19 protein-coding genes and 2 tRNA genes are annotated in these 23,937 nt (G+C 66.1%); 7 read left to right on the top strand and 14 right to left on the bottom strand.

Annotated features, from left to right (window positions below; all coding sequences use genetic code 11):
• Nucleotides 1-30: 30 nt before the first annotated feature.
• The 4 genes from CJ014_RS16375 to CJ014_RS16390 all read left to right on the top strand — a co-directional run bounded on the left by CJ014_RS16375 (nt 31) and on the right by CJ014_RS16390 (nt 6,015).
• Nucleotides 31-1,068, top strand: coding sequence for a TRAP transporter substrate-binding protein (locus CJ014_RS16375; protein ID WP_100081561.1), 1,038 nt, complete (start codon nt 31-33; stop codon nt 1,066-1,068).
• 24 nt (nt 1,069-1,092) lie between these two features.
• Nucleotides 1,093-3,597, top strand: coding sequence for an EAL domain-containing protein (locus CJ014_RS16380; RefSeq protein WP_100081562.1), 2,505 nt, complete (start codon nt 1,093-1,095; stop codon nt 3,595-3,597).
• A gap of 298 nt (nt 3,598-3,895) precedes the next feature.
• The gene (locus CJ014_RS16385; RefSeq protein WP_100081563.1) at nt 3,896-4,327 is read left to right on the top strand and encodes a TadE/TadG family type IV pilus assembly protein; all 432 of its coding nucleotides are present in this window, start codon (nt 3,896-3,898) and stop codon (nt 4,325-4,327) included.
• An 11-nt stretch (nt 4,328-4,338) separates the two neighbouring features.
• Nucleotides 4,339-6,015, top strand: coding sequence for a pilus assembly protein TadG-related protein (locus CJ014_RS16390; protein ID WP_100081564.1), 1,677 nt, complete (start codon nt 4,339-4,341; stop codon nt 6,013-6,015).
• A 28-nt stretch (nt 6,016-6,043) separates the two neighbouring features.
• Here CJ014_RS16390 and CJ014_RS16395 read toward each other — a convergent pair.
• The 14 genes from CJ014_RS16395 to CJ014_RS16460 all read right to left on the bottom strand — a co-directional run bounded on the left by CJ014_RS16395 (nt 6,044) and on the right by CJ014_RS16460 (nt 21,234).
• Nucleotides 6,044-6,119 (bottom strand) — tRNA-Val (locus tag CJ014_RS16395).
• 185 nt (nt 6,120-6,304) lie between these two features.
• Complete coding sequence (locus tag CJ014_RS16400; protein WP_280952342.1) at nt 6,305-6,649, bottom strand: HU family DNA-binding protein; 345 nt, start codon at nt 6,647-6,649, stop codon at nt 6,305-6,307.
• A gap of 120 nt (nt 6,650-6,769) precedes the next feature.
• Nucleotides 6,770-9,202, bottom strand: coding sequence for an endopeptidase La (gene lon, locus CJ014_RS16405; RefSeq protein ID WP_100081565.1), 2,433 nt, complete (start codon nt 9,200-9,202; stop codon nt 6,770-6,772).
• A gap of 355 nt (nt 9,203-9,557) precedes the next feature.
• Nucleotides 9,558-10,820: an ATP-dependent Clp protease ATP-binding subunit ClpX gene (clpX, locus tag CJ014_RS16410; protein WP_100081566.1), complete on the bottom strand. Its 1,263-nt coding sequence runs from the start codon at nt 10,818-10,820 to the stop codon at nt 9,558-9,560.
• 204 nt (nt 10,821-11,024) lie between these two features.
• Nucleotides 11,025-11,651 (bottom strand): ATP-dependent Clp protease proteolytic subunit, encoded by a 627-nt coding sequence (locus tag CJ014_RS16415; protein WP_100081567.1) that lies wholly within the window; start codon nt 11,649-11,651, stop codon nt 11,025-11,027.
• Nucleotides 11,652-11,992: 341 nt separating this feature from the next.
• Entirely contained in the window at nt 11,993-13,342 is a 1,350-nt protein-coding gene (gene tig, locus CJ014_RS16420) for a trigger factor (RefSeq protein WP_100081568.1), read from the bottom strand.
• A 171-nt stretch (nt 13,343-13,513) separates the two neighbouring features.
• Nucleotides 13,514-13,598: transfer RNA gene (locus CJ014_RS16425), tRNA-Leu, on the bottom strand.
• Between the two features lie 137 nt (nt 13,599-13,735).
• Complete coding sequence (locus CJ014_RS16430; protein ID WP_100081569.1) at nt 13,736-14,266, bottom strand: DUF4405 domain-containing protein; 531 nt, start codon at nt 14,264-14,266, stop codon at nt 13,736-13,738.
• 106 nt (nt 14,267-14,372) lie between these two features.
• Entirely contained in the window at nt 14,373-14,768 is a 396-nt protein-coding gene (locus tag CJ014_RS16435; protein WP_165790868.1) for a TfoX/Sxy family protein, read from the bottom strand.
• Nucleotides 14,769-14,809: 41 nt separating this feature from the next.
• A complete protein-coding gene (tenA, locus tag CJ014_RS16440) occupies nt 14,810-15,472 on the bottom strand; it encodes a thiaminase II (protein WP_100081571.1) in 663 nt (220 codons plus the stop codon).
• A complete protein-coding gene (gene tgt / locus CJ014_RS16445; protein ID WP_100081572.1) occupies nt 15,469-16,605 on the bottom strand; it encodes a tRNA guanosine(34) transglycosylase Tgt in 1,137 nt (378 codons plus the stop codon). Before tgt ends, tenA begins: the two co-directional genes overlap by 4 nt.
• 237 nt (nt 16,606-16,842) lie before the next feature.
• Nucleotides 16,843-20,070, bottom strand: coding sequence for an efflux RND transporter permease subunit (locus CJ014_RS16450; protein ID WP_100081573.1), 3,228 nt, complete (start codon nt 20,068-20,070; stop codon nt 16,843-16,845).
• Nucleotides 20,067-21,020, bottom strand: coding sequence for an efflux RND transporter periplasmic adaptor subunit (locus CJ014_RS16455; protein WP_100081574.1), 954 nt, complete (start codon nt 21,018-21,020; stop codon nt 20,067-20,069). Before CJ014_RS16455 ends, CJ014_RS16450 begins: the two co-directional genes overlap by 4 nt.
• Before the next feature lie 13 nt (nt 21,021-21,033).
• Nucleotides 21,034-21,234 carry a YgaP family membrane protein gene (locus tag CJ014_RS16460; protein ID WP_100081575.1) on the bottom strand — a complete coding sequence of 67 codons (201 nt, stop codon included), beginning with the start codon at nt 21,232-21,234 and terminating at the stop codon, nt 21,034-21,036.
• A gap of 150 nt (nt 21,235-21,384) precedes the next feature.
• Here CJ014_RS16460 and CJ014_RS16465 point away from each other — a divergent pair, with 150 nt between their 5' ends.
• Genes CJ014_RS16465 through CJ014_RS16475 form a run of 3 tightly spaced genes read left to right on the top strand, consistent with a single transcriptional unit; the run spans nt 21,385 to nt 23,866 of the window.
• The gene (locus CJ014_RS16465; RefSeq protein WP_100081576.1) at nt 21,385-22,278 is read left to right on the top strand and encodes an ROK family protein; all 894 of its coding nucleotides are present in this window, start codon (nt 21,385-21,387) and stop codon (nt 22,276-22,278) included.
• Entirely contained in the window at nt 22,275-23,003 is a 729-nt protein-coding gene (locus tag CJ014_RS16470; protein WP_100081577.1) for a copper homeostasis protein CutC, read from the top strand. The genes CJ014_RS16465 and CJ014_RS16470 overlap by 4 nt, the downstream gene beginning before the upstream one ends.
• On the top strand, nt 23,000-23,866 hold the full coding sequence (locus tag CJ014_RS16475) for a DMT family transporter (RefSeq protein ID WP_100081578.1): 867 nt from the start codon (nt 23,000-23,002) through the stop codon (nt 23,864-23,866). Before CJ014_RS16470 ends, CJ014_RS16475 begins: the two co-directional genes overlap by 4 nt.
• Nucleotides 23,867-23,937: the final 71 nt, after the last annotated feature.

A 23,937-nucleotide genomic window follows, 5' to 3' on the forward strand; every position in this document is an offset into this window, starting at 1 on the left:
GCAGTTGGTTGCGTGCATTCGGGGAAGCGAATGATCAGGCTGTTGGCGATCGCTGGACTGGCAATCAATGCCGGCCTTGCGACGTTTGCATTTGCAGGCGACGCGACGGTGATCCATGTCGCCAGCACTTTTCCCCTGTCGCTGCCGCTGTTTTCCGAGGCGACGGGCCGCCTGAGCGAGCAGGTGGACAGCCTGACCGACGGCGAGGTCAAGCTGGTGTTCCACGTGCCGGGCGACCTGGCGCCGGCGTCCGACACCATGGACCGGCTGAGTGCAGGCGAGATCGCCGCCGCCTGGTCGACGGCCGGCCAGTTCTCCGGACGCGACAGCGCTTTCGAGCTGCTGAGCGCCATTCCCTTTGGGCCGGACACCATCGAATACATGGCTTGGCTGTTCGAGGGCGGCGGGCTCACCCTGTCGCACGAGCTATTCGCAAGCTACGGCATCCGCAACGTACCCTGCATGGTGCTGCCGGCGGAGGGCGCCGGCTGGTTTTCAAAGGAAATCCGCAGCGTCGACGACCTGAAGGGCCTGCGTATCCGTTTCTTCGGCCTCGGTGGCCGCGTGCTCGCCCGGCTCGGCGCCAAGGTGGTGCAGAAGCCGCCCGGTGAAATCGTCGACGCCATCAGGAGCGGCGAGATCGAAGCGGCCGAATATTCGCTGCCGTCGATGGACCTGACGCTCGGCCTTCAGAACGTCGCAAGATATTACTACTTTCCAGGGTGGCATCAGCCGTCCACCCTCTACGAGCTCTACTTCAGCGACGCGACCTGGCGCGGACTGACCGCCAGGCAGCGGGAAACCATCGAAACCGTCTGCGCCGCCGTCATGCGCGACAGCATCGGCCGGGCCGAGGCGATGCAGATGGGCGCCCTTGAAGACGTCAAGAAGCGCGGCGTCAAGCTCCGCCGATGGTCGCCCGACCTCCTGCTCACCTTCGAGGCCGCCTGGGGCGCCGTGGCCGAGGAGGAGATGGCGACCAGCCCGAGGTTCAGGGAGATTTATAGATCCTACGAGCGATTTCACGACAACTACGGGTTCTGGAAGCGTTTTAGCTATCTGCATTGAGCAGGATTGGAGAAGCCGAGACCGATGAACTGGCGTGACGATCTGACCAGCGGCGTGAGGGATGCGAGCATCCGGACCAAGTTGTCCGGGGCGCTCGTTTTCGTCCTGTTGCTGGTCGCCGCCGTCAGCGCACTGGGCGTTGCGCAGGTCATCTCGGTCAACAGGGTGACGACGGAGATCCGCGAGGTCAGGCTGCCGCAGGTGGAACTGCTGGAGAAGCTGCGCCGCCTTGCCCTGCAGCACCATCTCGTGGTCATGCGGCGCCTGCAGGTGATCGACTACCGCAACCTCGCCGAGATCGACGCCAGCCTCGACGAGACCCGCCAGGAGCTGCAGGAGGCATCGGCCAACTTCGAGGCGACGATCGGCTCGCCGGAAGAACGGCGGCTGTTCGCCATCTTCTCCCATGCCTGGAAAATCTATGTCGCTTCGCTCGACCAGGTAAACGACGCGGTCGAAAGCGGCGAACTGGAAGAGGCCACCGAATTTGCCAACGGCACGACGCGCCTCCAGTACCAGGCGGCGGTGGACGAGCTCGAAAACCTCATCGCCTACGCCAAGGCGCAATCGAAGGACGCCGCCGAGCGGGCCTCGAACGCCGTCTCGCGCGCCGTCAGCCAGTCGTTGATCGTGCTGGCGATCGCCAGCCTGGCGGCGCTCGGGACGATCTTCTGGGTCCAGCGCAATGTGTCGGGCCCGCTCCGCGGCATCGCCCACGCCATGCGGCGGCTGACGGTGGGCGACCATACGACGCCCGTTCCCGAACCGACGCCGCGCCGCGACGAAATCGGCGTGCTGGTGCTCGCCCTCGCCGGCTATCGCGACGCGCTGATCCACAGCCGGGAATTCGCCCGCAACGCCGAGCAGGAATGGGAACGCCTGAGGGCCGCCGTCGCCAACATGCCGGTCGGTCTGTCGATGTTCGATGCTTCCGATCGGCTCATCATCTGCAACCGTATCTACTGCGACATGTACGGCCTGCCGCCCGAGGACACCCTGCGCGGCCGGACGTGCCAGGAGATTTTCGCCGGCGCCCGGCGGCACAGCGGCATCTACGCGTCCATTGCCGAAGTGCTGGCCGAGGCCCGCTCCGATCCCGGCGCCACCACCCATCTGGTCTGCGAGACCAGCGACGAGCGCATCCTGGCCCTGGGCATCCAGAGCATCGCCGGCGGCGGCTGGATCGCCATCCACGAGGACATCACGGCCCGCCGCCGCGTCGAGGAAAAAATCCGCCATATGGCCCGCCACGACGCGCTCACCGACCTCGGCAACCGCCTGCTGTTCCGCGACAGCCTCGAGGAGGCGCTATCCGGGCTGGCCGACAAGGCGAGCGTCGCCGTTCTCTGCATCGACCTCGACCGCTTCAAGAACGTCAACGACACGCTCGGCCATCCGGTCGGCGATGCGCTTCTGCAGGCGGTCGCCGACCGCCTGAGGTCGTGCATCAGCCAGAACGACATCGCGGCGCGCTTTGGCGGCGACGAGTTCGCCATCATTCAGCTCGGGCCCGTCCAGCAGCCGCAGGCCGCCAGCGATCTCGCCTGCCGCATCGTGCGGATCGTCGGGGAGCCCTACGAGATCGACGGCCAGCAGATCATCATCGGCGCCAGCGTCGGCATCGCCATCGCCCCCCTCGACGGCAAGGACGCCGATACCCTGCTCAAGAACGCCGACATGGCCCTCTATGCCGCCAAGGCCGACGGCCGCGGCGTCCACCGCTTCTTCCGCGGCGAGATGAGCCTGCGTTCCAACACGCGGCGCCTGCTCGAACTGGAACTGCGCCGAGCGCTGGTCGAGGGCGAGCTTTGCCTCCATTACCAGCCGATGTTCAACATGGAAAACCGCGAGGTCATCGGCTTCGAGGCACTTCTCCGCTGGAATCATCCGACCCGCGGCATCGTGCCGCCCAACGAATTCATCTGGCTGGCCGAGGAAGTGGGACTGATCGTGCCGATCGGCCAATGGGTCATGGAACAGGCCTGCCGCGACGCGGCGAGCTGGCCCGGCTACATCAATATCGCGGTCAACGTCTCGCCGGTGCAGTTTCGCGAGAGAACCTTCGCCGACCAGGTGGTGGCGGCGCTCGCCGCCTCCGGCCTCGAAGCGCACCGCCTGGAGATCGAGATCACCGAGCGCGTGCTGATCGCCGACACCGCCGTGACGCTGGCCGTCTTGCAACGCCTGCACGAGATCGGCGTCCGCATCGCCATGGACGACTTCGGCACCGGCTACTCGAGCCTCGGCTACCTGCGCCAGTTCCACTTCGACCGCATCAAGATCGATCGCTCCTTCGTCGCCGACCTCGGCGCGGGCGACCAGGAATCGCTGGCCATCGTCCGGGCCGTCGCCAGCCTGTCGTCCAGCCTCAACATCGCCACCACCGCCGAGGGGGTCGAGAACGAGCAGCAGTTCGAGCGCCTGCGCGCCGAGGGCTGCGACACGGTGCAGGGCTTCCTCTTGGGAATGCCCGTGCCGGCGGACGACGTCGCGCGCATGTTCGCCGCAGGCGCCATCTCGGCCGCCTGAGGACGCCTGCCATCCGGCCTGTCCCCTGCCCCGCCGCAATCGAACGAATTCGACAAAGTCGAACCCATAAACCCACGGATTGCGGGCAATGGCAGCGATCACGATCGGGCCGGGATTCCTCCGGGAACAACGGGAGCGGCAGGTAACCGGACCTTTCGTCAATCGGCAGCATATATTTCCCAAGGAGCCGGACACATCCTTAAATAGATGGATCGAATTTCACGCTCTTTAATAGCTCACTTACCATTGGCGTCATATCTATCAAAAGGAGAGTCCGCACCGAAGAGACCACCATCCAATGCAGGCTTCCACCATGCGTGGCTTCTGGATTGAGAAACAGGGAACCACCGCCGTCGAGTTCGCCTTCGTCGGCCCTCTCTTCATGCTGCTGATGGTGGGAATCGTCTGCTTCGGCGGTTTGTTCGGTATCTATTTCAGCGTGCAGGAATTGACCTCGGAAGCGGCGCGAGCGGCCGTTTCCGGCCTGACCGACGCCGAACGGCAGTCGATCGTCCAGAGCTTCGTCGTCGGCAATATCGGAAGCTATCCGCTTCTCGATCCGAAACGGGTCATTGCTGAGAGCAGGACGACCGATAGCGCCACGCGATCCTACACGGTGACGGTGACCTACGACGCCTCCACCTCCTACGTCTATTCGTTCGCCGGCCTGATCCCGCTTCCGGATCCCATGATCCGGCGCAGCGCGGTCGTCCGCCAGGGCGGCTATTAGCGGAGGAAATCATGGTGCCCGCCATCGCCCTGGTTTTCCTGCGGCAACGTCGGGGCGCGATAGCCCCCCTGGCAGCCATCGTCTTCACGGTGATGATCGGCTTTGCAGCGATCAGCGTTGATGTAGGCAGTTTCTATCTCGCCCGACGCACCTTGCAGACCACCGCGGACCTTGCCGCGATCGCGGCCGCCAACGACGTAAGCCGTGCGCGCGCGGCGGCCCTTTCGGCGATAACCGCCGCCGGCTATCCGACCGAAACGCTGACCGGACTGGAAACCGGAACCTATTCCGCCGACAAGGCCATACCGATCGATCGGCGGTTCGCGAGCCCCGGCGGCCAGCCGGGCAATGCCGTGCGGATCGAGCTGCGGTGGCGAACTCCGCTGATTTTCGGCAACGCCCTGCTGTTTCTGACCGGCCAGTCGACGGATGGCCTGCGAGACGGGGTCGAGATAGCGGTCAAGGCCACGGCGACCAGCAGCCGGTTCGTCAGCTTATCGATCGGCTCCCGTCTCGCCGATCTGGACGGAGGCCTGCCGAACGCATTCCTGGGCGCACTGCTCGGTGCGAAACTCTCGCTGTCGGCAATGGATTACGAGGCGCTCGCTACGGCGAACATCGATCTGTTCAGTTTCTCGAAGGCTCTTGCCAGCCAGCTCAATTTGAACGCCGTTTCCTACAAGGACGTGCTGGCCGCCAATGTCACGGCCGGCCGACTGCTCGACGCCGCGACGTCGGCGGCGCGGGCTTCCGGCAGCAATTCCGCTGCGGTTGCCGCTCTGGTCACGCTCACCAACGCCACGGCGACGGCTTCCGGCGTCGTCAGCCTGTCCCGGCTCATCGATCTCGGGCCTTTTTCCAATCTGCCGATCGACGACCGGCCGCTTATCGGCGCGCGCGTTAACGCGCTGGACCTCGTAAGGGCCGTTGCCGAGCTGATGGGCGGCGGGCGGCTCGTGAAAGCCTCGGCCAATCTCGGGCTGCCGGGCATCGCTTCGGTCTCGTTGACCATTGCCGTTGGCGAAAGACCGGTCGGCGGCTCCTGGTTCGCCGTAGGCATGGAGACGGTATCGGTGCATACGGCGCAAACGCGTGTCCTGCTGGACCTGTCGCTGGTGGGCGACTCCACGTTTGCGTTGGTCAATCTGTCGCTCTATCTCGAAGTTGCGTCCGCCACGGCCACTGTCCAGCGGATGAGTTGCTCGGATGGTTCGGTGCAGGTCGCCGTCAGACCGGCGGTCATCGATATCTGGATCGGCAGCGTCGGCGATGCCGAGATGACCAACATGCAGGTGCGCCCAGCTCCCAAGCCGGCAACGCTGGTCAACATTCCGCTGCTTGCCAGGATCAGCGGCCGCGCGCATGTCGCCATTTCCAACATGGATGACGTCAGGCTCGGATTCAGCGCCAAGGATATCGCCGACGGCCAGCCGAAAGTCGCCAAGACCAGGGATTTCCTGACCAGCCTGACCGCCTCCCTCATCGGCGACCTCAAGCTTTATGTCGACAACTTCAGCCTCCTGCCCGCCGAAGTCCTCGGCACCCTTCTTTCCAAGATCCTCGTCAAGGTGACGGCGCCGATCGACACCCTTCTCTATCGGACGCTCGGCCTGCTCGGCGTGGGACTCGGCAACGCCGATGTCTGGGTGCACGGCACCCGTTGCGACGGCGCGGTTTTGGTCGGGTAAACCGGTCGGCAGACGGACGGAAAATCGATGGTGGGCGGTGACGGTCTCGAACCGCCGACATCCAGTGTGTAAAACTGGCGCTCTACCAACTGAGCTAACCGCCCGACGCGATCGCCGGCAACGGCGAACGGCCCTGCTCTAACGATTCGGTCCACCGATTGCAAGACCGGCGGCTCGACCGCCGAAACGGCGGGGAGCAGTGCAAAAAGGGCGCGACCGTCGCCGGCCGCGCCGTTCAAATTCCCGCCGGCCCGGGCCCGATTGCGGGCCACCGGGCCGATCCGGCATGTCAGCCGTTGACCGCGTCCTTGAGGCCCTTGCCGACGCGGAACTTCGGCTGCTTGGACGCAGCGATCTTCAGCGGCTCGCCGGTCTGCGGATTGCGGCCCTCGGAAGCGGCGCGCTCGGTCACAACGAAGTTGCCGAAGCCGACGATGCGGACTTCGTCGCCCGCCTTCAACGCCTCGGTGATCGTCGCGAAGACCGCGTCGACGGCGGCACCGGCCTGCGCCTTGTTGAGCGACGCCTTCTCGGCGACCTGCGTGACCAGATCGTTCTTGTTCATGTCGTGTCCCTTTGTCTGACTCTGTCGGCAGCGGACTTGTCCGTCACCCCGGCGGCACGTTTCCCGGATTTCCGGGGAAAATCAAGTGCGGAAAGACCGCTTATGCGCGATTTTTTGACCAGAGACAAAAAAGACCCGGGCTTTGGAGGCCCGGGTCGCGAATTTTCTGGACAAGTGTCCCGTGTTGGTTCAGTGCGCGGTGATCGCCGCCAAATCGCCCGCTTCGCCATCGGCGACCGGCGCGGAGGTCACTTCCTTCGATTCGTCCCAGGTGATCGGCTCCAGCGGCCGCACCAGCGCCACCTTCAGCACGTCGTCCATATGGGCGACCGGGATGACTTCCATGCCGTTCCGGACGTTCTCGGGAATGTCGGCGAGATCCTTGGCGTTCTCGTCGGGGATCAGCACCGTCTTGATGCCGCCGCGGTGAGCGGCGAGCAGCTTTTCCTTGAGGCCGCCGATCGGCAGCACGCGGCCGCGCAGGGTGATTTCGCCGGTCATGGCGACGTCGTGGCGCACCGGCACGCCGGTCATCACCGACACGATCGAGGTGACCATGGCGATGCCGGCCGACGGGCCGTCCTTCGGCGTCGCGCCCTCCGGCACGTGCACGTGGATGTCGCGCTTGTCGAACAGCGGCGGCTCGATGCCGAAATCGATGGCCCGCGAGCGGACGTAGGACGCCGCCGCCGAGATCGATTCCTTCATCACGTCCTTGAGGTTGCCGGTCACCGTCATGCGGCCCTTGCCGGGCAGGCGCACGCTTTCGATGGTGAGCAGCTCGCCGCCGACCTCGGTCCAGGCAAGACCGGTGACGACGCCGACCTGATCGGTGCCCTCGGCCTCGCCGTGCCGGAAGCGCGGCACGCCGAGATACTGTTCCACCTTCTCCGGCGTCACCGTGACCGACTTCAACAGGCCCTTCGACTTCTGGAGCTCGGTCACCGCCTTGCGGGCGAGCGACATCATCTCGCGGTCGAGGTTACGGACGCCCGCCTCACGGGTGTACTGGCGGATCACCGCCCGGATGGCGTCGTCGGTGATCTCGTACTCGCCCGCCCTGAGGCCATGGTCGGCGATCGACTTCGGCAGCAGGTGCCTTTTGGCGATCTCGACCTTCTCGTCCTCGGTGTAGCCGGCGATGCGGATGATCTCCATGCGGTCCATCAGCGGGCCGGGGATGTTCAGCGTGTTGGCCGTCGTCACGAACATCACGTCGGAGAGGTCGTATTCCACCTCCAGATAGTGGTCCATGAAGGTGTGGTTCTGCTCGGGGTCCAGGACCTCCAGCAGGGCCGACGACGGGTCGCCGCGGAAGTCCATGCCCATCTTGTCGATCTCGTCGAGCAGGAACAGCGGGTTGGACTTCTTCGCCTTCTTCATCGACTGGATGACCTTGCCGGGCATCGAGCCGATGTAGGTGCGGCGGTGGCCGCGGATTTCCGCCTCGTCACGCACGCCGCCCAGCGACATGCGCACGTATTCGCGGCCGGTCGCCTTGGCGATCGACTTGGCGAGCGAGGTCTTGCCGACGCCCGGCGGGCCGACGAGGCAGATGATCGGCCCCTTCAGCTTGTTGGCGCGGCTCTGCACCGCCAGATACTCGATGATGCGCTCCTTGACCTTGTCGAGGCCGAAGTGGTCCTCGTTCAGCACCGCCTCGGCGTAAGCGAGGTCGTCGCGGGTCTTGGAACGGCTCTTCCAGGGAATGCCGAGAATCCAGTCGAGATAGTTGCGCACCACGGTGGCTTCGGCCGACATCGGCGACATCTGCCTGAGCTTCTTCAGCTCGGTCGTCGCCTTCTCGCGCGCCTCCTTGGAGAGCTTGGTCCGCTTGATGCGCTCCTCGAGCTCGGCCAGCTCGTCCTTGCCTTCCTCGCCGTCGCCGAGCTCCTTCTGGATCGCCTTCATCTGCTCGTTGAGATAGTACTCGCGCTGCGTCTTCTCCATCTGCCGCTTGACGCGGCTGCGGATGCGCTTTTCCACCTGCAGGACGGAAATCTCGCTCTCCATCAGGCCGAGCACGCGCTCGAGCCGCTCGACCACCGACTTCAGGGAGAGGACTTCCTGCTTCTCGGAGATCTTGACGGCGAGGTGGCTGGCGATGGTGTCGGCGAGTTTGGCATAGTCGTCGATCTCCTTGATGGTGCCGAGCACCTCGGGAGACACCTTCTTGTTCAGCTTGACGTAGTTGTCGAACTCGACCAGCACCGAGCGGGCCAGCGCCTCGACCTCGACGCGGTCGCTCTCCACTTCCTCGATCGGGCGCACCTCGGCCTCGAAGTAGTCGGAGCGGTCGATGAAATTGATCACCTCGGCCCGCCGGGCGCCTTCCACCAGCACCTTCACCGTGCCGTCGGGCAGCTTGAGGAGCTGCAGCACCGTTGCCAGCGTGCCGACCGTGTAGATGTCGGCGGAGGCGGGATCGTCGTCGGAGGCGTTCCTCTGGGTCGCCAGCAGGATCTGCTTGTCGGCCGTCATCACTTCTTCGAGGGCGCGGATGGACTTCTCGCGGCCGACAAACAGCGGCACGATCATGTGCGGGAAAACGACGATGTCGCGAAGCGGCAGGACTGGGAAGACGTCCCGTTCGGCGCCGGTCGTTGAAATGGATACGGCCATGGGGTGGTTTCCTTTCTGGTGGCCCGCCGGCTCGGCCTTTCGGCGCCGGCGTCCGTCGCACGCGGTTTACGGCAAGGGCCGCCGGCCGGACGACCGGAAGGCTCGAATTCGGCAACGGGCGAGAGGATCGGTCGAGGTGATCCGCTGCGTGGCCGTCCGGTCCGCCCCATCATGGGCGCGAAGCCGGGCGCCTTTCCCGTTTCCGTTGCCGCCGCGTAAGCGGATACATGGATCGCGGCGACTGTGCTTTCAAGGCCTTGACACGACAGCGTCCATGGCCCGACGCACGACGCTCCCGGCCCGGTGAGCCGGGAAAGCGGGCGGCAAACGGTCGGTCGCCGCCCGGAGAAAGCTGTCAGGCACCCGTGCCCGTATCGTCGAGCCGCTCGCCATAGACGTAGATCGGCTTGGCCTTGCCGGCGATGACGTCGGCGGAAATCACCACTTCCGTCACGTCCTCGAGGTTCGGCAGCTCGTACATGGTCTCGAGCAGGATGCCCTCCATGATCGAGCGCAGGCCGCGGGCGCCGGTCTTGCGGTCGATCGCCTTGCGGGCGATCGCCGAGAGCGCGTCGTCCTGGAAGGACAGCTTGACGTTCTCCATCTCGAACAGGCGCTGGTACTGCTTGACCAGGGCGTTCTTCGGCTCGGTCAGGATGATCACCAGCGCCGCCTCGTCGAGGTCTTCGAGCGTGGCGAGCACCGGCAGGCGGCCGACGAATTCCGGGATCAGGCCGAACTTCAGCAGGTCTTCCGGCTCCACCTGGGCGAACAGCTCGCCGGTGCGCCGGTCCTCGGGGGCCGTCACCTGCGCCTGGAAGCCGATCGACGTCGACTTGCCGCGCGCCGAGATGATCTTCTCGAGGCCGGCGAAAGCGCCGCCGCAGATGAACAGGATGTTGGTGGTGTCGACCTGCAGGAACTCCTGCTGCGGATGCTTGCGGCCGCCCTGCGGCGGCACCGAGGCGACCGTGCCTTCCATGATCTTCAGGAGCGCCTGCTGCACGCCCTCGCCCGACACGTCGCGGGTGATCGACGGATTGTCGGACTTGCGGGAGATCTTGTCGACCTCGTCGATATAGACGATGCCGCGCTGGGCGCGCTCGACGTTGTAGTCGGCGGCCTGAAGCAGCTTCAGGATGATGTTCTCGACGTCCTCGCCGACGTAACCGGCCTCGGTCAGCGTCGTCGCGTCGGACATGGTGAACGGCACGTCGATGATACGGGCCAGCGTCTGGGCCAGCAGCGTCTTGCCCGAACCGGTCGGGCCGATCAGCATGATGTTCGACTTGGCCAGCTCGACGTCGTTGTTCTTCGTCGCGTGGTTGAGGCGCTTGTAGTGGTTGTGGACGGCCACCGCCAGCACCTTCTTGGCCTTGTCCTGGCCGATGACGTAGTCATCGAGCACCTTGCGGATTTCCGAAGGCGTCGGCACGCCGTCGCGCGACTTCACGAGATTGGACTTCGACTCCTCGCGGATGATGTCCATGCAGAGCTCGACGCATTCATCGCAGATGAACACCGTCGGTCCCGCGATGAGCTTGCGGACTTCATGCTGGCTCTTGCCGCAGAACGAACAGTAGAGGGTGTTCTTCGACTCGCCGCTAACCTTGGTCATCCAATCATTCCCGCTCGGTTGACGGACGGTCCACCGCCCCGCCCGAGGGCGGATTGCCGGACCGAACCTTCCCTCTCGAACCCTTGCCGCGTGACCGAATCCGCCGGAACCGCCACCTGCGCATGCTGCGCCGCAAGAACTCAAGATAGCTTTAACATACCGATCTCAGTGCGCCGCCGCCAACGGCGCCGGCAAACCTCTTTCTCAGGGCAGCTCTGGAGTCGCCCGCTTGGTGATGACGTCGTCGACAAGGCCGAACGCCTTGGCCGCCTCGGCATCCATGAAATTGTCGCGCTCCAGCGCCTCTTCGACCGCTGCAAGATCCCGGCCAGTATGACGGACATAGATCTCGTTGAGACGGCGCTTCAGCTTCAGGATCTCCTGGGCGTGCAGCATGATGTCCGCCGCCTGGCCGCGGAAGCCGCCCGACGGCTGGTGCACCATGATGCGCGCGTTGGGCAGCGAGAAGCGCATGCCCGCCTCGCCCGCCGTCAGCAGCAGCGAGCCCATGGACGCCGCCTGGCCGATGCAGAGCGTCGCCACCTTCGGGCGGATGAACTGCATGGTGTCGTAGATGGCGAGGCCCGCCGTCACATAACCGCCGGGAGAATTGATGTAGAGGGAGATCTCCTTGTTGGGATTCTCCGACTCGAGGAACAGAAGCTGGGCGCTGACCAGCGTCGCCACACCGTCATCGATGCCGCCGGTGATGAAGATGATCCGCTCCTTGAGGAGGCGCGAGAAAATATCATAGGCGCGCTCGCCGCGGTTCGTCTGCTCGACGACCATCGGGACCAGCGTGCTCATGGTGAAATCGACAGGATCCTTCATACGTTCCCTCGGCGTTCGACGGACGAACCGCTCTTCCAGACCCCTGAAGGGGCTTTGTGGAGCAGCGGTGGCGTCGCCTGCAAATCACTCTTGCCGTGATCGTTACATCCCAACCCGGCAATTGGCTACACCAAAGCCTCTGAATTTTCGATGCATGGTGTATGGCCTTTCCACGCTCCGCACATCTCCGGGGAACCTCCCCATGAAGGCCACTTATGCATCGCCGGCAAACTCTGCAAGCGGCCGGAACCACATGCAGGGCTGATCGCCACAAAACGCAACGGGCCGGGGCGGTGACGCCCCGGCCGCGGAATTCGCCGCAGGAGATGCGGAGAGGCCGGTCAGACGGCCGGCTCCTCGTCGTCCTTGAACAGCTCTTCCTTGCTTACCGTCTTGTCGGTGACCTTGATCAGGCCGAGAAGGACGTCGACCACCTTCTCCTCGAACACCGGCGCCTGCAGCGAGGCGAGCGCGTTGGCGTCGCGACGGTAGAAGTCGAACACCGCCTTCTCCTGGCCGGGGAACTGGCGGGCGCGCTCGATCAGGGCGCGCTGCAGCTCCTGCTCGTTGACCTGCACCTTCTCGCGCTCGCCGAACTTCGACAGCACGAGGCCGAGACGGACGCGGCGCTCGGCGATCTTGCGATAGTCGGCGCGGGCCTTCTCCTCGGTGGTGTCCTCGTCCTCGAAGGTCTTGCCGGCCGACTTCATCTCGGCCTCGACCTGATTCCAGATGGCGTTGAATTCCTGCTCCACCAGCGTCGCCGGCAGCTCGAAGGAATACTGCGCGTCGAGGGCGTCGAGCAGCTGGCGCTTCACCTTCTGGCGGGTCTGGGCGCCGTTCTGGGACTCGATCTGCTGCTTGACGATGTCCTTCAGCGCGTCGAGGTTGTCCATGCCGAGCGTCTTGGCCCAGTCGTCGTCGAGCTTCAGCTCGCCCGGGGCGGCGACCTCGAACACCTCGATGTCGAAGGTGGCCGGCTTGCCGGCCAGATGCTTGGCCTGGTAGTCCTCGGGGAAGGTCACTTCGATGACCTTCTTGTCGCCGACCTTGAGGCCGATCAACTGCTCCTCGAAGCCGGGGATGAAGCGGCCCTGGCCGAGGAAGATGGCGGCGCGGTCGTCGGCGCCGCCGTCGAAGGGCTCGCCGTCGATCTTGCCGAGGTAGGAGATGGTCAGCCGGTCGCCGTTCTCGGCGGCGGCGCCTTCCTCGCGGGCGACGTAGGAGCGGGCGCCCTCGGCGATCTGGGTCAGGCGCTCCTCGACTTCCGAATCGGGCACCTCGACCACCGGCCGCTCGATGGCGATGTCGTCGACCGGCGCCAGCTCGAATTCCGGCACGATCTCGTAGGCGAGGTCATAGGCGAGGTCGAGGTCGCCCGACAGGATCTTCTCGGCGTCCTCGTCGGAGAGCGTGATCTGCGGCTGCATGGCCGCCTTCTCGGAACGCTCCTCCAGGGCCTTGTTCGACGTCTCGCCGATCACGGTGTTGACGATCTCGGCCATGGCCGACTTGCCATAGAGCTTCTTGAGGTGAGCCTTGGGAACCTTGCCCGGGCGGAAGCCGCGAATCTGGGCGCGCCCCTTCAGATCCTCGAGATAGGCATCGAGCTTTTCGGCGAGTTCGGAGGCCGTGACGACGATCTTGAGCTCGCGCTTCAGGCCTTCGGTCGAGGTTTCAGTCACCTGCATGGATGTGTTCTTTCGTCTCTGATCCCGAGAACGCCTCGCGGGACCATGCCGGCGGTCTTCCCAGCCGGCCCGGTCCGAAGAAGCGGTTCAATTCTGTCTTCACCACCGGCGGGACGCCACGGAGGCGTACCTGACACCGACCGCATCACCCTCGATCACGGCGGGCCGATCTGGTGCGGGCGAAGGGACTTGAACCCCCACGGCTTTCGCCACTGGAACCTAAATCCAGCGTGTCTACCAATTCCACCACGCCCGCGATCGAAACCGCACCGACCATCGCCTCCGATGCTCGAAGCGGGGTCTCCATAGCAAACTTCCCCGCAGGCACAAAGCAAAAAGGGGAGGATTCGTGATGAACCTCCCCTTTGGTCGAGTTTGCCGGCTTTGCCGGGCTCAGGGCGCCGGCCGGCCGCCGGCTTGAGCCGGCGCCAGTGCCGCGTTCAGCAGCTCGAAGCCGTCGCGGCCGGACGCCCTGGCGAGCCCGGCCACCGTGTCTTCCGCCGACGTCACCTCGACGCCGATCGCCTTGAGCCGCCCGGTCACCGTCGCCTCGTCGGTGCGGGCCAGCGCGGCCAGCGCCGTCACCGAGGCGTTGTTGAGCGCGCCGAAGGCGGCCATGCGGGGATTGCCGCCGCCACGCCCCTCGCCGGCGCCCGCATAGGCGAAGGCGACGGCCGCCGCGAGGCAGACGGCGGTCGAGATCCACATGGCCGAGCGGCGGAAATAGCCCATCAGCGTTCGCCAGTTGCGCCAGACGTGCAGCCCGAACGGCACGATCAGCGCCATCGACAGGATCTCGTGCATGGCATGGAAATACCGGTTGCCGACGTGGAAGAACAGCGCGACGCCGGACACCAGCGAGATCAGGAACAGCCAGGTGGTCAGCGGCGTGGCATAGCGAAACAGGGTTTCTTTGGCGGACATGGCGGGAGACTCGATAGGAAAAAATCAGGGAAAACCAGCCCCTTGGGCTCCCTTCCTCCTACCACTCCGCCGCGTCATGATCTTATCGCGACGGTGCCGAAGTGTATCAATGGGTATCGGCCGCCGCCTTGCGTTTCCGGCTCGCCTTGCGCGCCTTTTCCTCGGCTTTCGCCGCCTCACTGCGCCGGGCGACGCCGACCGCCGCGCGGCACCAGTCGAGGAACTCGTCCGGCTCGTCGTAGAGCCGTTCCGGCGCCCGCCAATAGGGCATCTGCGCCGTCCGGCCGTCCTTGGTGGTATATTCGAACTGCGGGCAATCCTCGGCGACGAAGCGGCCGCGCGTCTCGTCGTCGACCTTGAAATAGAGGCTGCCGTCGATCTCCAGCGCGAACACCATGCCGTCCTGATAGATCGAAAGGCCGCCGAACATCTTGCGGAAGGCAACGCCGCCGAGCGGCTCCATCAGATCGCGCAGAAATTCCCGAAAGCCGTCGTCCGCCATGCTTGCCCCCACCATCGAACGGCGAGAACATAAAGCGAACATCACGCCCTGTCGAGTCCCATCTGCCAGAAGGCGGTCTCGAGCCGGCTCGCTTGCGCGAAGATGCCGGCGAGCTGGCGGAAGCGCGCCTCGCCCACCGCGCCGCCGGAAAGCGCGTCGAGATGGGCGACGGTGGAAGCAGCCAGTTGCTGGTAGCCGTCGCCGGCATACTCGGCGATCCACGGCGCGTAAGGATTGCTCCCGGCGAGCGCGCCGGGCACGGCGGCGAGCCGGCGGGCGATCACCGCGTAGCCGATCATGCAGGGCGCGAGCGCCACGTGCAGGTCGAGGAGATCGCCGCGAACGCCCCAGTCGAGCACGAAGCGGGTATAGGCGGTGGTCGGCATGTCCTCGTCGGCCGCCTGGAGATCGGCGGGCGTCAGGCCCCAGCCGGCGCAGTATTTCACATGCAGCGCCATCTCGCCGTCGAGGATGGCGCGGAGGCCGTCGAGGCCGTAGCGCATCTCCTCCATCGTCCGTCCCTTGTAGGCGGCGAGCGCATAGGCGCGGGCGAACTGGATCAGGAACAGGTAGTCCTGGACGAGATAGTGGCGGAAAGCCGCCTCGGGCAGCGTGCCGGCCGCCATCATCTCCACGAAGGGATGCTCGACATAGGCGCGCCAGTCGTCGGCGCTGGCTTCGACGAGACGGTCGTAAAGGGTCATCCGTTTTCTCCCCGCGCCCAGGCGGCCTTGGTCTCGGCCTTGAACGCCTCGAAGCGGCCGGCCTCGATGGCGTCGCGGATGCCGGCCATCAGTGACTGATAATAGGCGACATTGACCCAGGTGAGCAGCATGGCGCCGAGCGACTCGCCGGTGCGCACGAGGTGATGGATATAGGCGCGCGAATAGTCGCGGGCCGCCGGACAGTCCGAGGTCGGGTCGATCGGCCGGGGATCGTCCATGTGGCGGGCGTTCTTGAAGTTGAGCTTGCCGAAGCGGGTGTAGGCTAGGCCGTGGCGGCCGGCCCGCGTCGGCATGACGCAGTCGAACTGGTCGATGCCGCGCGCCACGCTCTCGATGATGTCGTCGGGCGTGCCGACGCCCATCAGGTAGCGCGGCTTGCCCTGCGGCAGGATGGGATCGACGACGTCGATCATCTCAAGCATCACCGCCTGCGGCTCGCCGACCGCGAGCCCGCCCACCGAATAGCCCTCGAAGGGCATGGCGGACAGTTCGCGGGCGCTTATTCCGCGCAGCGACGACACGTCGCCGCCCTGCACGATGCCGTAGAGCCCCTGCCCTTTCTGGGGTCCGCCCATCGCCTCGAACTGCCGGCGCGACCGCTCGGCCCAGCGGAGGGAGAGGCGCATGCCGCGCTCGACCTCCTTCGGCTCGGCCGGCAGGCGGACGCACTCGTCGAGCTGCATCTGGATGTCGGAGCCGAGAAGACCCTGGATCTCGATGGAACGCTCCGGCGTCAGCTCATGGCGGCTGCCGTCGATGTGGCTCTGGAAGGTGACGCCCTGCTCGTCCATCCGCCGGAGCTTGGCGAGCGACATCACCTGGAAGCCGCCGCTGTCGGTCAGGATGGTCTTGTCCCAGGTGGAGAATTTATGCAGGCCGCCGAGCGCCGCCACCCGCTCGGCGCCGGGCCGCAGCATCAGATGGTAGGTATTGCCGAGGATGACGTCGGCGCCGGTCGCCTTGACGTCGTCCATGAACATCGCCTTCACCGTGCCGAGCGTGCCGACCGGCATGAAGGCCGGCGTGCGGACGACGCCGTGCGGCGTCAAGATCTCGCCACGGCGCGCCCGGCCGTCGGTGGCAAGAAGGCGGAAGGAGAAGGGCTGGGTCATCGGCTGGGCTTTGCTCTCCGGGCGCCTTTTTCTGATGCGCCTTGTTTCCCACCCCTCTCTCCAACTCTCCCCCACAAGGGGGGAGAGGGCACCGCTTGGTTCCCGTCAGAACCTATTTGCCGGGAAGCATGCACTGGTTGGCTCAACGAGCCCTCTCCCCCCTTGTGGGGGAGAGTTGGAGAGAGGGGTTTCGTTCCGCCCGCCAATAACGAAAAATACCGCCGGCAACAACGGCTGTCAGCTTCGAAGCAGCCGGTAGATGGCCGGAATGACCAGCACGGTGAGCAGCGTCGACGACGCAAGGCCGAACAACAGCGATATGGCGAGCCCCTGAAAGATCGGATCCGTCAGGATCACCGCCGCGCCGATCATGGCGGCGAGCGCCGTCAAAAGGATCGGCTTGAAGCGGATCGAACCGGCTTCGATCAGGATATCGGCAAGTGATCGCCGCGCCACACGGGATCCGCCCTCCTCGTCCGTCACTGTGACCTCGCGCGGCGCGTGGCGGATGAAGTCGACGAGCAGGATCGAGTTGCGCACGATAATGCCGGCGAGCGCGATGAAGCCGATCATCGACGTGGCCGTGAACGGCGCATGGAACAGCCAATGCCCGCCGAGGATGCCGATGAAGGTGAGCGGGATCGGCGTCAGGATGACCAGCGGCAGCTTGAAAGAGCCGAACTGCGCCACCACCAAAATGTAGATGCCGAGAATGGCAATGGCGAAGGCGGCTCCCATATCGCGGAAGGTCACCCAGGTCACTTCCCACTCGCCATCCCAAAGCAGCGTCGATCGGCTCTCGTCGGCCGGTTGGCCGTGCAAGGCGATCGCCGGCTTTGCGAGGCCCGTCCAGTCCTGCCGGTCGAGGGCCTCCTGCACCGCCAGCATGCCGTAAAGGGGAGCCTCAAAAGTACCGGCCAGTTCGGCCGTTACCATCTCGGCGAAGCGGCCATTGTGGCGGAAGATCGGGAAGGACGCCCTCTCCTCGCTCACCCGCACCACGTCGCCGAGTTCGACGACACCACGGTCGCCCGGCAGCACATTGGCCGGAATGGGCGTAGTCAGGGCCGTTTCATCAAGCACCTTCTCGCCCTTCGGCCGCTCGACGACGATGGGAATGGCCGCACGGCCACCGCCCCGGTGCGAATAGCCGACCGTCGACGCGCCGCCCAGGATGGCCAGCGTATCGAACACGTCGCTCTCCTCGACATGGAAGAAGTCGAGATCGTCGGTGGAAATCGTCACCCGGAGCCGCCGGGCCGGCACGCCGAAGGAATTGTCGACATCGACGATGAAGGGCACCTCGCGGAAGGCGGCCTCGACCTTCTCGGTCGTCCGACGGCGCGTATCGGCGTCCGGGCCGTAGATTTCGGCGAGCAACGTGGCCATCACCGGCGGCCCCGGCGGCGGCTCGACCACCTTCAGCGACGTGCCGGCCGGCACCGTCAATGCCATGACCCGCTGCCTGAGATCGAGGGCGATGTCGTGCGAGGCCCTGTCGCGTTTGCCCTTGGCCGTCAGGTTGACCTGCACGTCGCCGAGCTGCGGTTCGGCACGCAGATAGGAATGACGGACGAGTCCGTTGAAGTTGAAGGGCGCCGCCGCGCCGGCGTGCGTCTGAACGGACACCACCTCCGGCAAATCGAGTGCCACTTTCGCCACCGCCTGGGCTACCGCGTCGGTCGCTTCCACTGCGGAACCTTCCGGCAGATCGATGGTGACGGCGAGTTCCGCCTTGTTGTCGAAGGGCAAGAGCTTGACGGTGACGTGCTTGGTGTAGAACAGCGTCAGAGAGCCGAGCGTCAGCACACCGACGGCCAAGAGAAACGCAAGGCTCCTCCGCCTGCTCGCCAGGATCGGCCGCGCCACGGCGGCATAAGTCCGCCCCAGAGCGCCCCCTGCGCCATCGCCGTGATGATGATGCACCGGACCGTTCCCAGCCACCTTCAGCATCAGCCAGGGCGTGACGATCACCGCGACGAAGAACGAAAAGATCATCGCCGCCGAGGCATTGGCCGGGATGGGGCTCATATATGGCCCCATCATGCCGGAAACGAACAGCATCGGTAAGAGCGCCGCCACGACGGTCAGCGTCGCGACGATGGTCGGATTACCCACCTCGGCAACGGCATCGACGGCCGCCTCCCGACGGCTGCGACCGTCACGCATCGCTGTGTGGCGGGCAATGTTCTCGATGACGACGATGGCATCGTCGACCAGGATGCCGATCGAGAAGATCAGCGCGAACAAGGAGACGCGGTTGAGGGTGTAGCCCATCACCTTGGCGGCGAACAGCGTGAGCAGGATGGTGACCGGAATGACCACTGCCACCACCACCGCCTCGCGGAAACCGATCGTCACCCACACGAGGGCGATGATCGACAGTGTCGCCAGGCCGAGATGAAACAGCAGTTCGTTGGCCTTCTCGTTGGCCGTCTCGCCGTAGTCGCGCGTCACCTCGACGGTGAGGCTGTCCGGAATGAGGTTGCCTTCGAGGCTATCGACGCGGGCGAGGACGTCATGGGCGACCGTCACGGCGTTGGCGCCGGCCCGCTTGGCAACGGCCAGCGTCACGGCCGGCAACCGCTCGATCGAACCGCCGACAGCCTTCCGAACGGTGGACACATAGAGATCGGCGGTATCCTGAGCGAAAGAGACGTCGGCGACGTCGCGCGCATAGACCGGACGGCCGTCGCGGGCCGTCAGCAGGAGGTTGGCGATCTCCGCCGGCGATTGCAGCGTCTCACCCGCGACCACCTGGATCCCCTCGCCGCCGTCGCGCACCATGCCGGCCGGAAACGACCTGTTGGCGGCGGTGACCTTGGCCGACAACTGCTGCAGCGTCACGCCGTAGAGGGCAAGCCGGGCAGGATCCGGCGCGATGCGGATAGCGTCGCCGGTTTCCCCCACCAGATAGGTAAGACCGACGTCGTCGACCTTGGCGATCTCGCCGCGAAGTTCCCTGGCGATGCGCGTAAGGTCGGCAGCGCTGACCGAAGCGGCCGTCTCCGGCTTCGGCGACAGCGTCAGCGTGACGATGGCGACATCATCGATGCCGCGGCCAACGATTCTCGGCTCGGCGATACCGACCGGAATGCGGTCGAGATTGGCGCGAATCCGGTCGTGAACGCGCAGCACCGCCGCGTCCGCCGAGGTGCCGACCAGGAAGCGGGCGGTGACCAGCACCCGCTCGTCGTAGGTCTGCGAGTAGACGTGCTCGACGCCGTCGATGGCCTTGACGATGGTCTCGAGCGGCTCGGTGACCAGCTTTTCGGCATCCTCCGCCCTGAGCCCGGGGGCCGAGACGTGGATATCGACCATCGGCACCGAGATCTGCGGCTCCTCCTCGCGCGGCAGCGTCACCAAGGCGACGAGGCCCACCGCGAAGGCGGCCAGCAGGAACAGCGGCGTCAGCGCCGAGCCGATGAAGGCATGGGTGAGACGGCCGGCGATACCGAGCCTCATGGCAGCACCACCGTGTCGCCGGCGGCGAGGCCGGACAGGATTTCCACCTGCCCATCATGCCGTTCGCCGAGCACCACGGTTCGGTCGGCCTCTCCGCTGTCCGAAACGACGCGCAGCGTGTCGATGCCAGACCGGCTGGTAATGGCATCGGCCGGCACCGAGATGGCCTGCCGCGTGCCGACGGGGACGCGCACCAGAAGGCGGGCGTCGACGAAATCGGTCGGCAGGTTCGGCACCTCGACATCGGCGGTGACGCGCCCGCCCTCGATCTGCGGGTAGAGCTTGGCAAGCCGCCCCTCCAGGGTGCCGCCCGTCGCTTCGACGGCCAGCGAAGCCCCCTGTTCGAGGAGAGCGGCGTGACGCTCGGGAATGGAAAGCCGCAGGAAGAAACCGCCGCCGCCCAGGGTGACGACAGTCTCGCCGGCCATCACCACCGATCCCCTGGTGACCGGCACGGTCAAAACCTTGCCGTCGGCAGGAGCAAGAACGTCGCCCTCGGCGCCCTGCTGGACGACCACTTGCCGCTGCGCCTCGGCGGCGGCGATCTGGCCGCGGAACACCTCGACCTGCGTTCGAAGCTGATCCAGCCGCTGGCTGGTACTGACGCCCTTGTCGACCAGCGTCTGGCCGCGCGCCAGCTCGGCTTCCGCGTTCTGCAATTGCGCCCCGAGCGCCTTCAGCTGCGCATCGAGCGCCGAAATCTGGAAGTCGATCTTGTCGTCGCGCACGACCGCGATGCGCTGCCCGGCCTTCACCGGGTCACCTTCCGATACGTCGAGCGACACCAGCGTGCCGCCGACCCGAGCCCGTGCGGCGAGGCTGTCGCGCGCCTCGACACGGCCGTAGACCGCCTTCCATTCCGGAACGGCAACCGGCTGGACGACCAGCGTTCCCGCCTCGGCCGGCGAGACAAGACAAAGCGAAACGAACCCGGCAAGGAAGAGGCGCATCGCGAGTTCCCGATCAGAAGGCGGTGCCAGGCTTGACGCCAAGCTTGCGGAAGACGATCGCCGCCGGACAGAACCCGGTGAACGCCGACCGGATGAGGTTGCAACCGACGAAAGCCGTCAGCCACATGAAGTACGGCGAGACGAAATAGGTGAGCAGCAGCGAGACGAGCAGCACGCTGCCGGCGAAGACGAGAACGGCGCGATCGAGGGTCATCAGGCATCTCCGTTTAGATTGTATATTATAATATACTCATATAATGAAACAAACAAGGAGCCGTGCTACGTGATTGCGTCACACCCGCGCCCGTCGCTTTCCGATCCGCTTTGGTGATAGCCTCCGCCTCCGAATCTCGGAGAGGAACGCATGGTCATAGCCTTCGACATCGGCGGCACGAAAATCGCGGCGGCGCGGGTCGGCGCCGACATGACGGCCAGCGAAATCGGCCGCGTGCCGACGCCCATCCGCGACTACGACGCCTTCTGCGCCGCCATCGCCGATCTCGCCGGGCCTGGCGATGAGCCGATCGGCATTTCCATCGCCGGCGTGGTCGATCCGCGCGACGGCCGGCTCACCGTCGCCAACATTCCCTGCGCCGATGGAAGGCCGCTTGCCGGCGACCTCGAGGCGCGTCTCGGCCGGCGCGTGCGCGTGCTCAACGACGCCAAGGCCTTCGCGCTGGCCGAAGCCACCACCGGCCTCGGCAAGGGGCACGCGTCGGTGTTCGCGGTGATCGTCGGCACCGGCGTCGGCGGCGCCTTCGTGTTGAACGGCCGGCTCGTCATGGGCGCGACCGGCAGCGCCGGCGAATGGGGCCATGGCCCGGCGGCGGCGACCCGCACCGGCGCCGCCCTGCCGATCGTCCGCTGCGGCTGCGGCCAGCCCGGCTGCGTCGACACCCTGGGCGGGGCGCGCGGCCTCGAACGCCTGCATCGCCATCTCTCGGACATCGAGGCGGACAGCCCCGCCATTCTCGCCGCCTGGCAGCAGGGCGAGCCGGATGCCGTGCGGACGCTCGACGTCTATCTCGACGTGGTCGGCGGCGCGCTTGCCAACACGGTCAATATCCTCGATCCCGACATCGTGCCGATCGGCGGCGGCCTGGCCCGCAACCCGGCGCTGATCGCCGCCATCGACGCCGAAGTCCGGGCGCGCACGCTCGGCCGCCGGGCGACGGCGCTCTGCGTGCCCACCGAGGCCGGACCAGAAAAGGGCCTCGTCGGCGCCGCGCTGCACGTATCGGAAACCGCCCCGTCATGACCGTCCGCCTCGAAGTCTGCATCGACGACGTTCTCGGCCTCGACGCCTGCGCCGCCGGCGGCGCCGATCGCATCGAGCTCTGCTCGGCGCTCGATCTCGGCGGCCTCACCCCGTCGCCCGGCCTGATCGCCGCCGCCGCGCAATCCGCCGTGCCGGCCCGCGCCATGATCCGGCCGCGTGCCGGCGACTTCCGTTTCACCGAGGCGGAGGTCGATGCCATGTTGGCCGACATTGCGGCGGTGCGGGCGGCCGGCCTTGCCGGCGTCGTGCTCGGCGCGACGACGGCGGACAGCGAACTCGACAAACCGGTCCTGGCCCGCCTCGTCGCGGCGGCCGGCGGCCTCGGCAGGACGCTGCACCGCGTCGTCGACCTGCTGCCCGATCCCGTCGCTTCCGTCGACCTCGCCGTCGAGCTCGGCTTCGACTGCATCCTGACCTCCGGCGGAGCCCTCATCGCCGAAGCCGGCGCCGCCGTCGTCGCCGCCATGGTGGAGCGCGCCGCCGGCCGCATCGACATCATGGCCGGCAGCGGCGTCCGGCCGGAGAATGCCGCCGCCATCCGTCGCGCCACGCGCGCAGGCTGGCTGCATTCGTCCTGCGCCCGTGCCGAGACAAATGATAAGGATATCCGTCGCTTCGGCTTCGGGCCGGCCGAGCGGCGCATCGCCGATCCCGACCGCATCCGGACGCTCAAGGCGGCCGCCATGCTTGGAGAGCCGTCTTGATCCTCAGCGATAACGTCAAGGGCGCCGTGCTGGCGGTCTGCGCCTTCGGCATCTTCTCGATCGCCGACACCATCGTCAAATACGAGACCCAGTTCCTGCCCGTTCCGGCCGTGACGGCGATGATCACCGGCGCGGCGACATTGTTCATCGCGCTTTACGCCGTCCTGAAAGGCCAGGGGCGCGCGCTCGTGCCGGCGACCCCGGCCTTCACGCTCGGCCGCGGCGCCCTGCTCGCCAGCGAAACGGCGATCGTCTACTACGCCTTCTCGGCCATCCCGCTCGCCGACGTCTATGTTCTCACCTTCCTCGCGCCGATCTTCGTGTCGGTGATCGCCATCGCCACGCTCGGCGAACGGCCGTCGCCGCTGGTGGCGGCCGGCATCGTGCTCGGCTTCGTCGGCGTGCTCGTCGCCTTCCGCCCCGGCGCCATGGGCTTCGGCCTCGGTCATTTCGCCGCCGCCGGATCGGCGCTGATCTTCGCGGTGACCTTGGTGATGATCCGCGTCGCCGCGCCGCGCGAATCCGATCTCGCGCTGGTCATCAGCCCGATGGTCATCCTGGCGATCTGCAGCGGCCTCGTGACGCTGTCGACCACCGGCTTTCCGGCCGTCACCGCCGGCGAGGCGGCGCTCATCCTCATCGGCGGCTTCTGCCTGTTTGCCGGCAATTTCCTGATCGTCCGGGCCTACCGCGTCGGCGCCGCCTCCTTCGTCGCCCCCTTCCAATATTGCCTGATCTTCTGGGGCGCGCTCAACGGCTGGCTGGTGTTCGGCGCCTCGGTGGAGCTGTTCACCTGGATCGGCGCGGCGATCATCGTCGTCGCCGGCCTCATGGTGTTGCGGACCGACCGGGCTACAGCCTGAACAAGTTTGCCGAGGTCGCTGTTCTGCCGCGCCCGCTTGATGCGGACGGCTCCGCGACGTAGCCTGTCCTT

The sequence above is a fragment of the Pleomorphomonas carboxyditropha genome (genome assembly GCF_002770725.1).
Lineage (GTDB): Bacteria > Pseudomonadota > Alphaproteobacteria > Rhizobiales > Pleomorphomonadaceae > Pleomorphomonas > Pleomorphomonas carboxyditropha.

Excerpts from the sequence above, each read along its gene's own strand:
- CJ014_RS16450 (WP_100081573.1), bottom strand. The coding sequence starts at position 20,070 with ATGAGGCTCGGTATCGCCGGCCGTCTCACCCATGCCTTCATCGGCTCG.
- lon (WP_100081565.1), bottom strand. The coding sequence starts at position 9,202 with ATGGCCGTATCCATTTCAACGACCGGCGCCGAACGGGACGTCTTCCCA.
- CJ014_RS16455 (WP_100081574.1), bottom strand. The coding sequence starts at position 21,020 with ATGCGCCTCTTCCTTGCCGGGTTCGTTTCGCTTTGTCTTGTCTCGCCG.
- tig (WP_100081568.1), bottom strand. The coding sequence starts at position 13,342 with ATGCAGGTGACTGAAACCTCGACCGAAGGCCTGAAGCGCGAGCTCAAG.
- CJ014_RS16465 (WP_100081576.1), top strand. The coding sequence starts at position 21,385 with ATGGTCATAGCCTTCGACATCGGCGGCACGAAAATCGCGGCGGCGCGG.
- clpX (WP_100081566.1), bottom strand. The coding sequence starts at position 10,820 with ATGACCAAGGTTAGCGGCGAGTCGAAGAACACCCTCTACTGTTCGTTC.
- CJ014_RS16380 (WP_100081562.1), top strand. The coding sequence starts at position 1,093 with ATGAACTGGCGTGACGATCTGACCAGCGGCGTGAGGGATGCGAGCATC.
- CJ014_RS16470 (WP_100081577.1), top strand. The coding sequence starts at position 22,275 with ATGACCGTCCGCCTCGAAGTCTGCATCGACGACGTTCTCGGCCTCGAC.
- tenA (WP_100081571.1), bottom strand. The coding sequence starts at position 15,472 with ATGACCCTTTACGACCGTCTCGTCGAAGCCAGCGCCGACGACTGGCGC.
- CJ014_RS16435 (WP_165790868.1), bottom strand. The coding sequence starts at position 14,768 with ATGGCGGACGACGGCTTTCGGGAATTTCTGCGCGATCTGATGGAGCCG.
- CJ014_RS16460 (WP_100081575.1), bottom strand. The coding sequence starts at position 21,234 with ATGACCCTCGATCGCGCCGTTCTCGTCTTCGCCGGCAGCGTGCTGCTC.
- CJ014_RS16375 (WP_100081561.1), top strand. The coding sequence starts at position 31 with ATGATCAGGCTGTTGGCGATCGCTGGACTGGCAATCAATGCCGGCCTT.
- CJ014_RS16390 (WP_100081564.1), top strand. The coding sequence starts at position 4,339 with ATGGTGCCCGCCATCGCCCTGGTTTTCCTGCGGCAACGTCGGGGCGCG.
- tgt (WP_100081572.1), bottom strand. The coding sequence starts at position 16,605 with ATGACCCAGCCCTTCTCCTTCCGCCTTCTTGCCACCGACGGCCGGGCG.
- CJ014_RS16415 (WP_100081567.1), bottom strand. The coding sequence starts at position 11,651 with ATGAAGGATCCTGTCGATTTCACCATGAGCACGCTGGTCCCGATGGTC.
- CJ014_RS16385 (WP_100081563.1), top strand. The coding sequence starts at position 3,896 with ATGCAGGCTTCCACCATGCGTGGCTTCTGGATTGAGAAACAGGGAACC.
- CJ014_RS16430 (WP_100081569.1), bottom strand. The coding sequence starts at position 14,266 with ATGTCCGCCAAAGAAACCCTGTTTCGCTATGCCACGCCGCTGACCACC.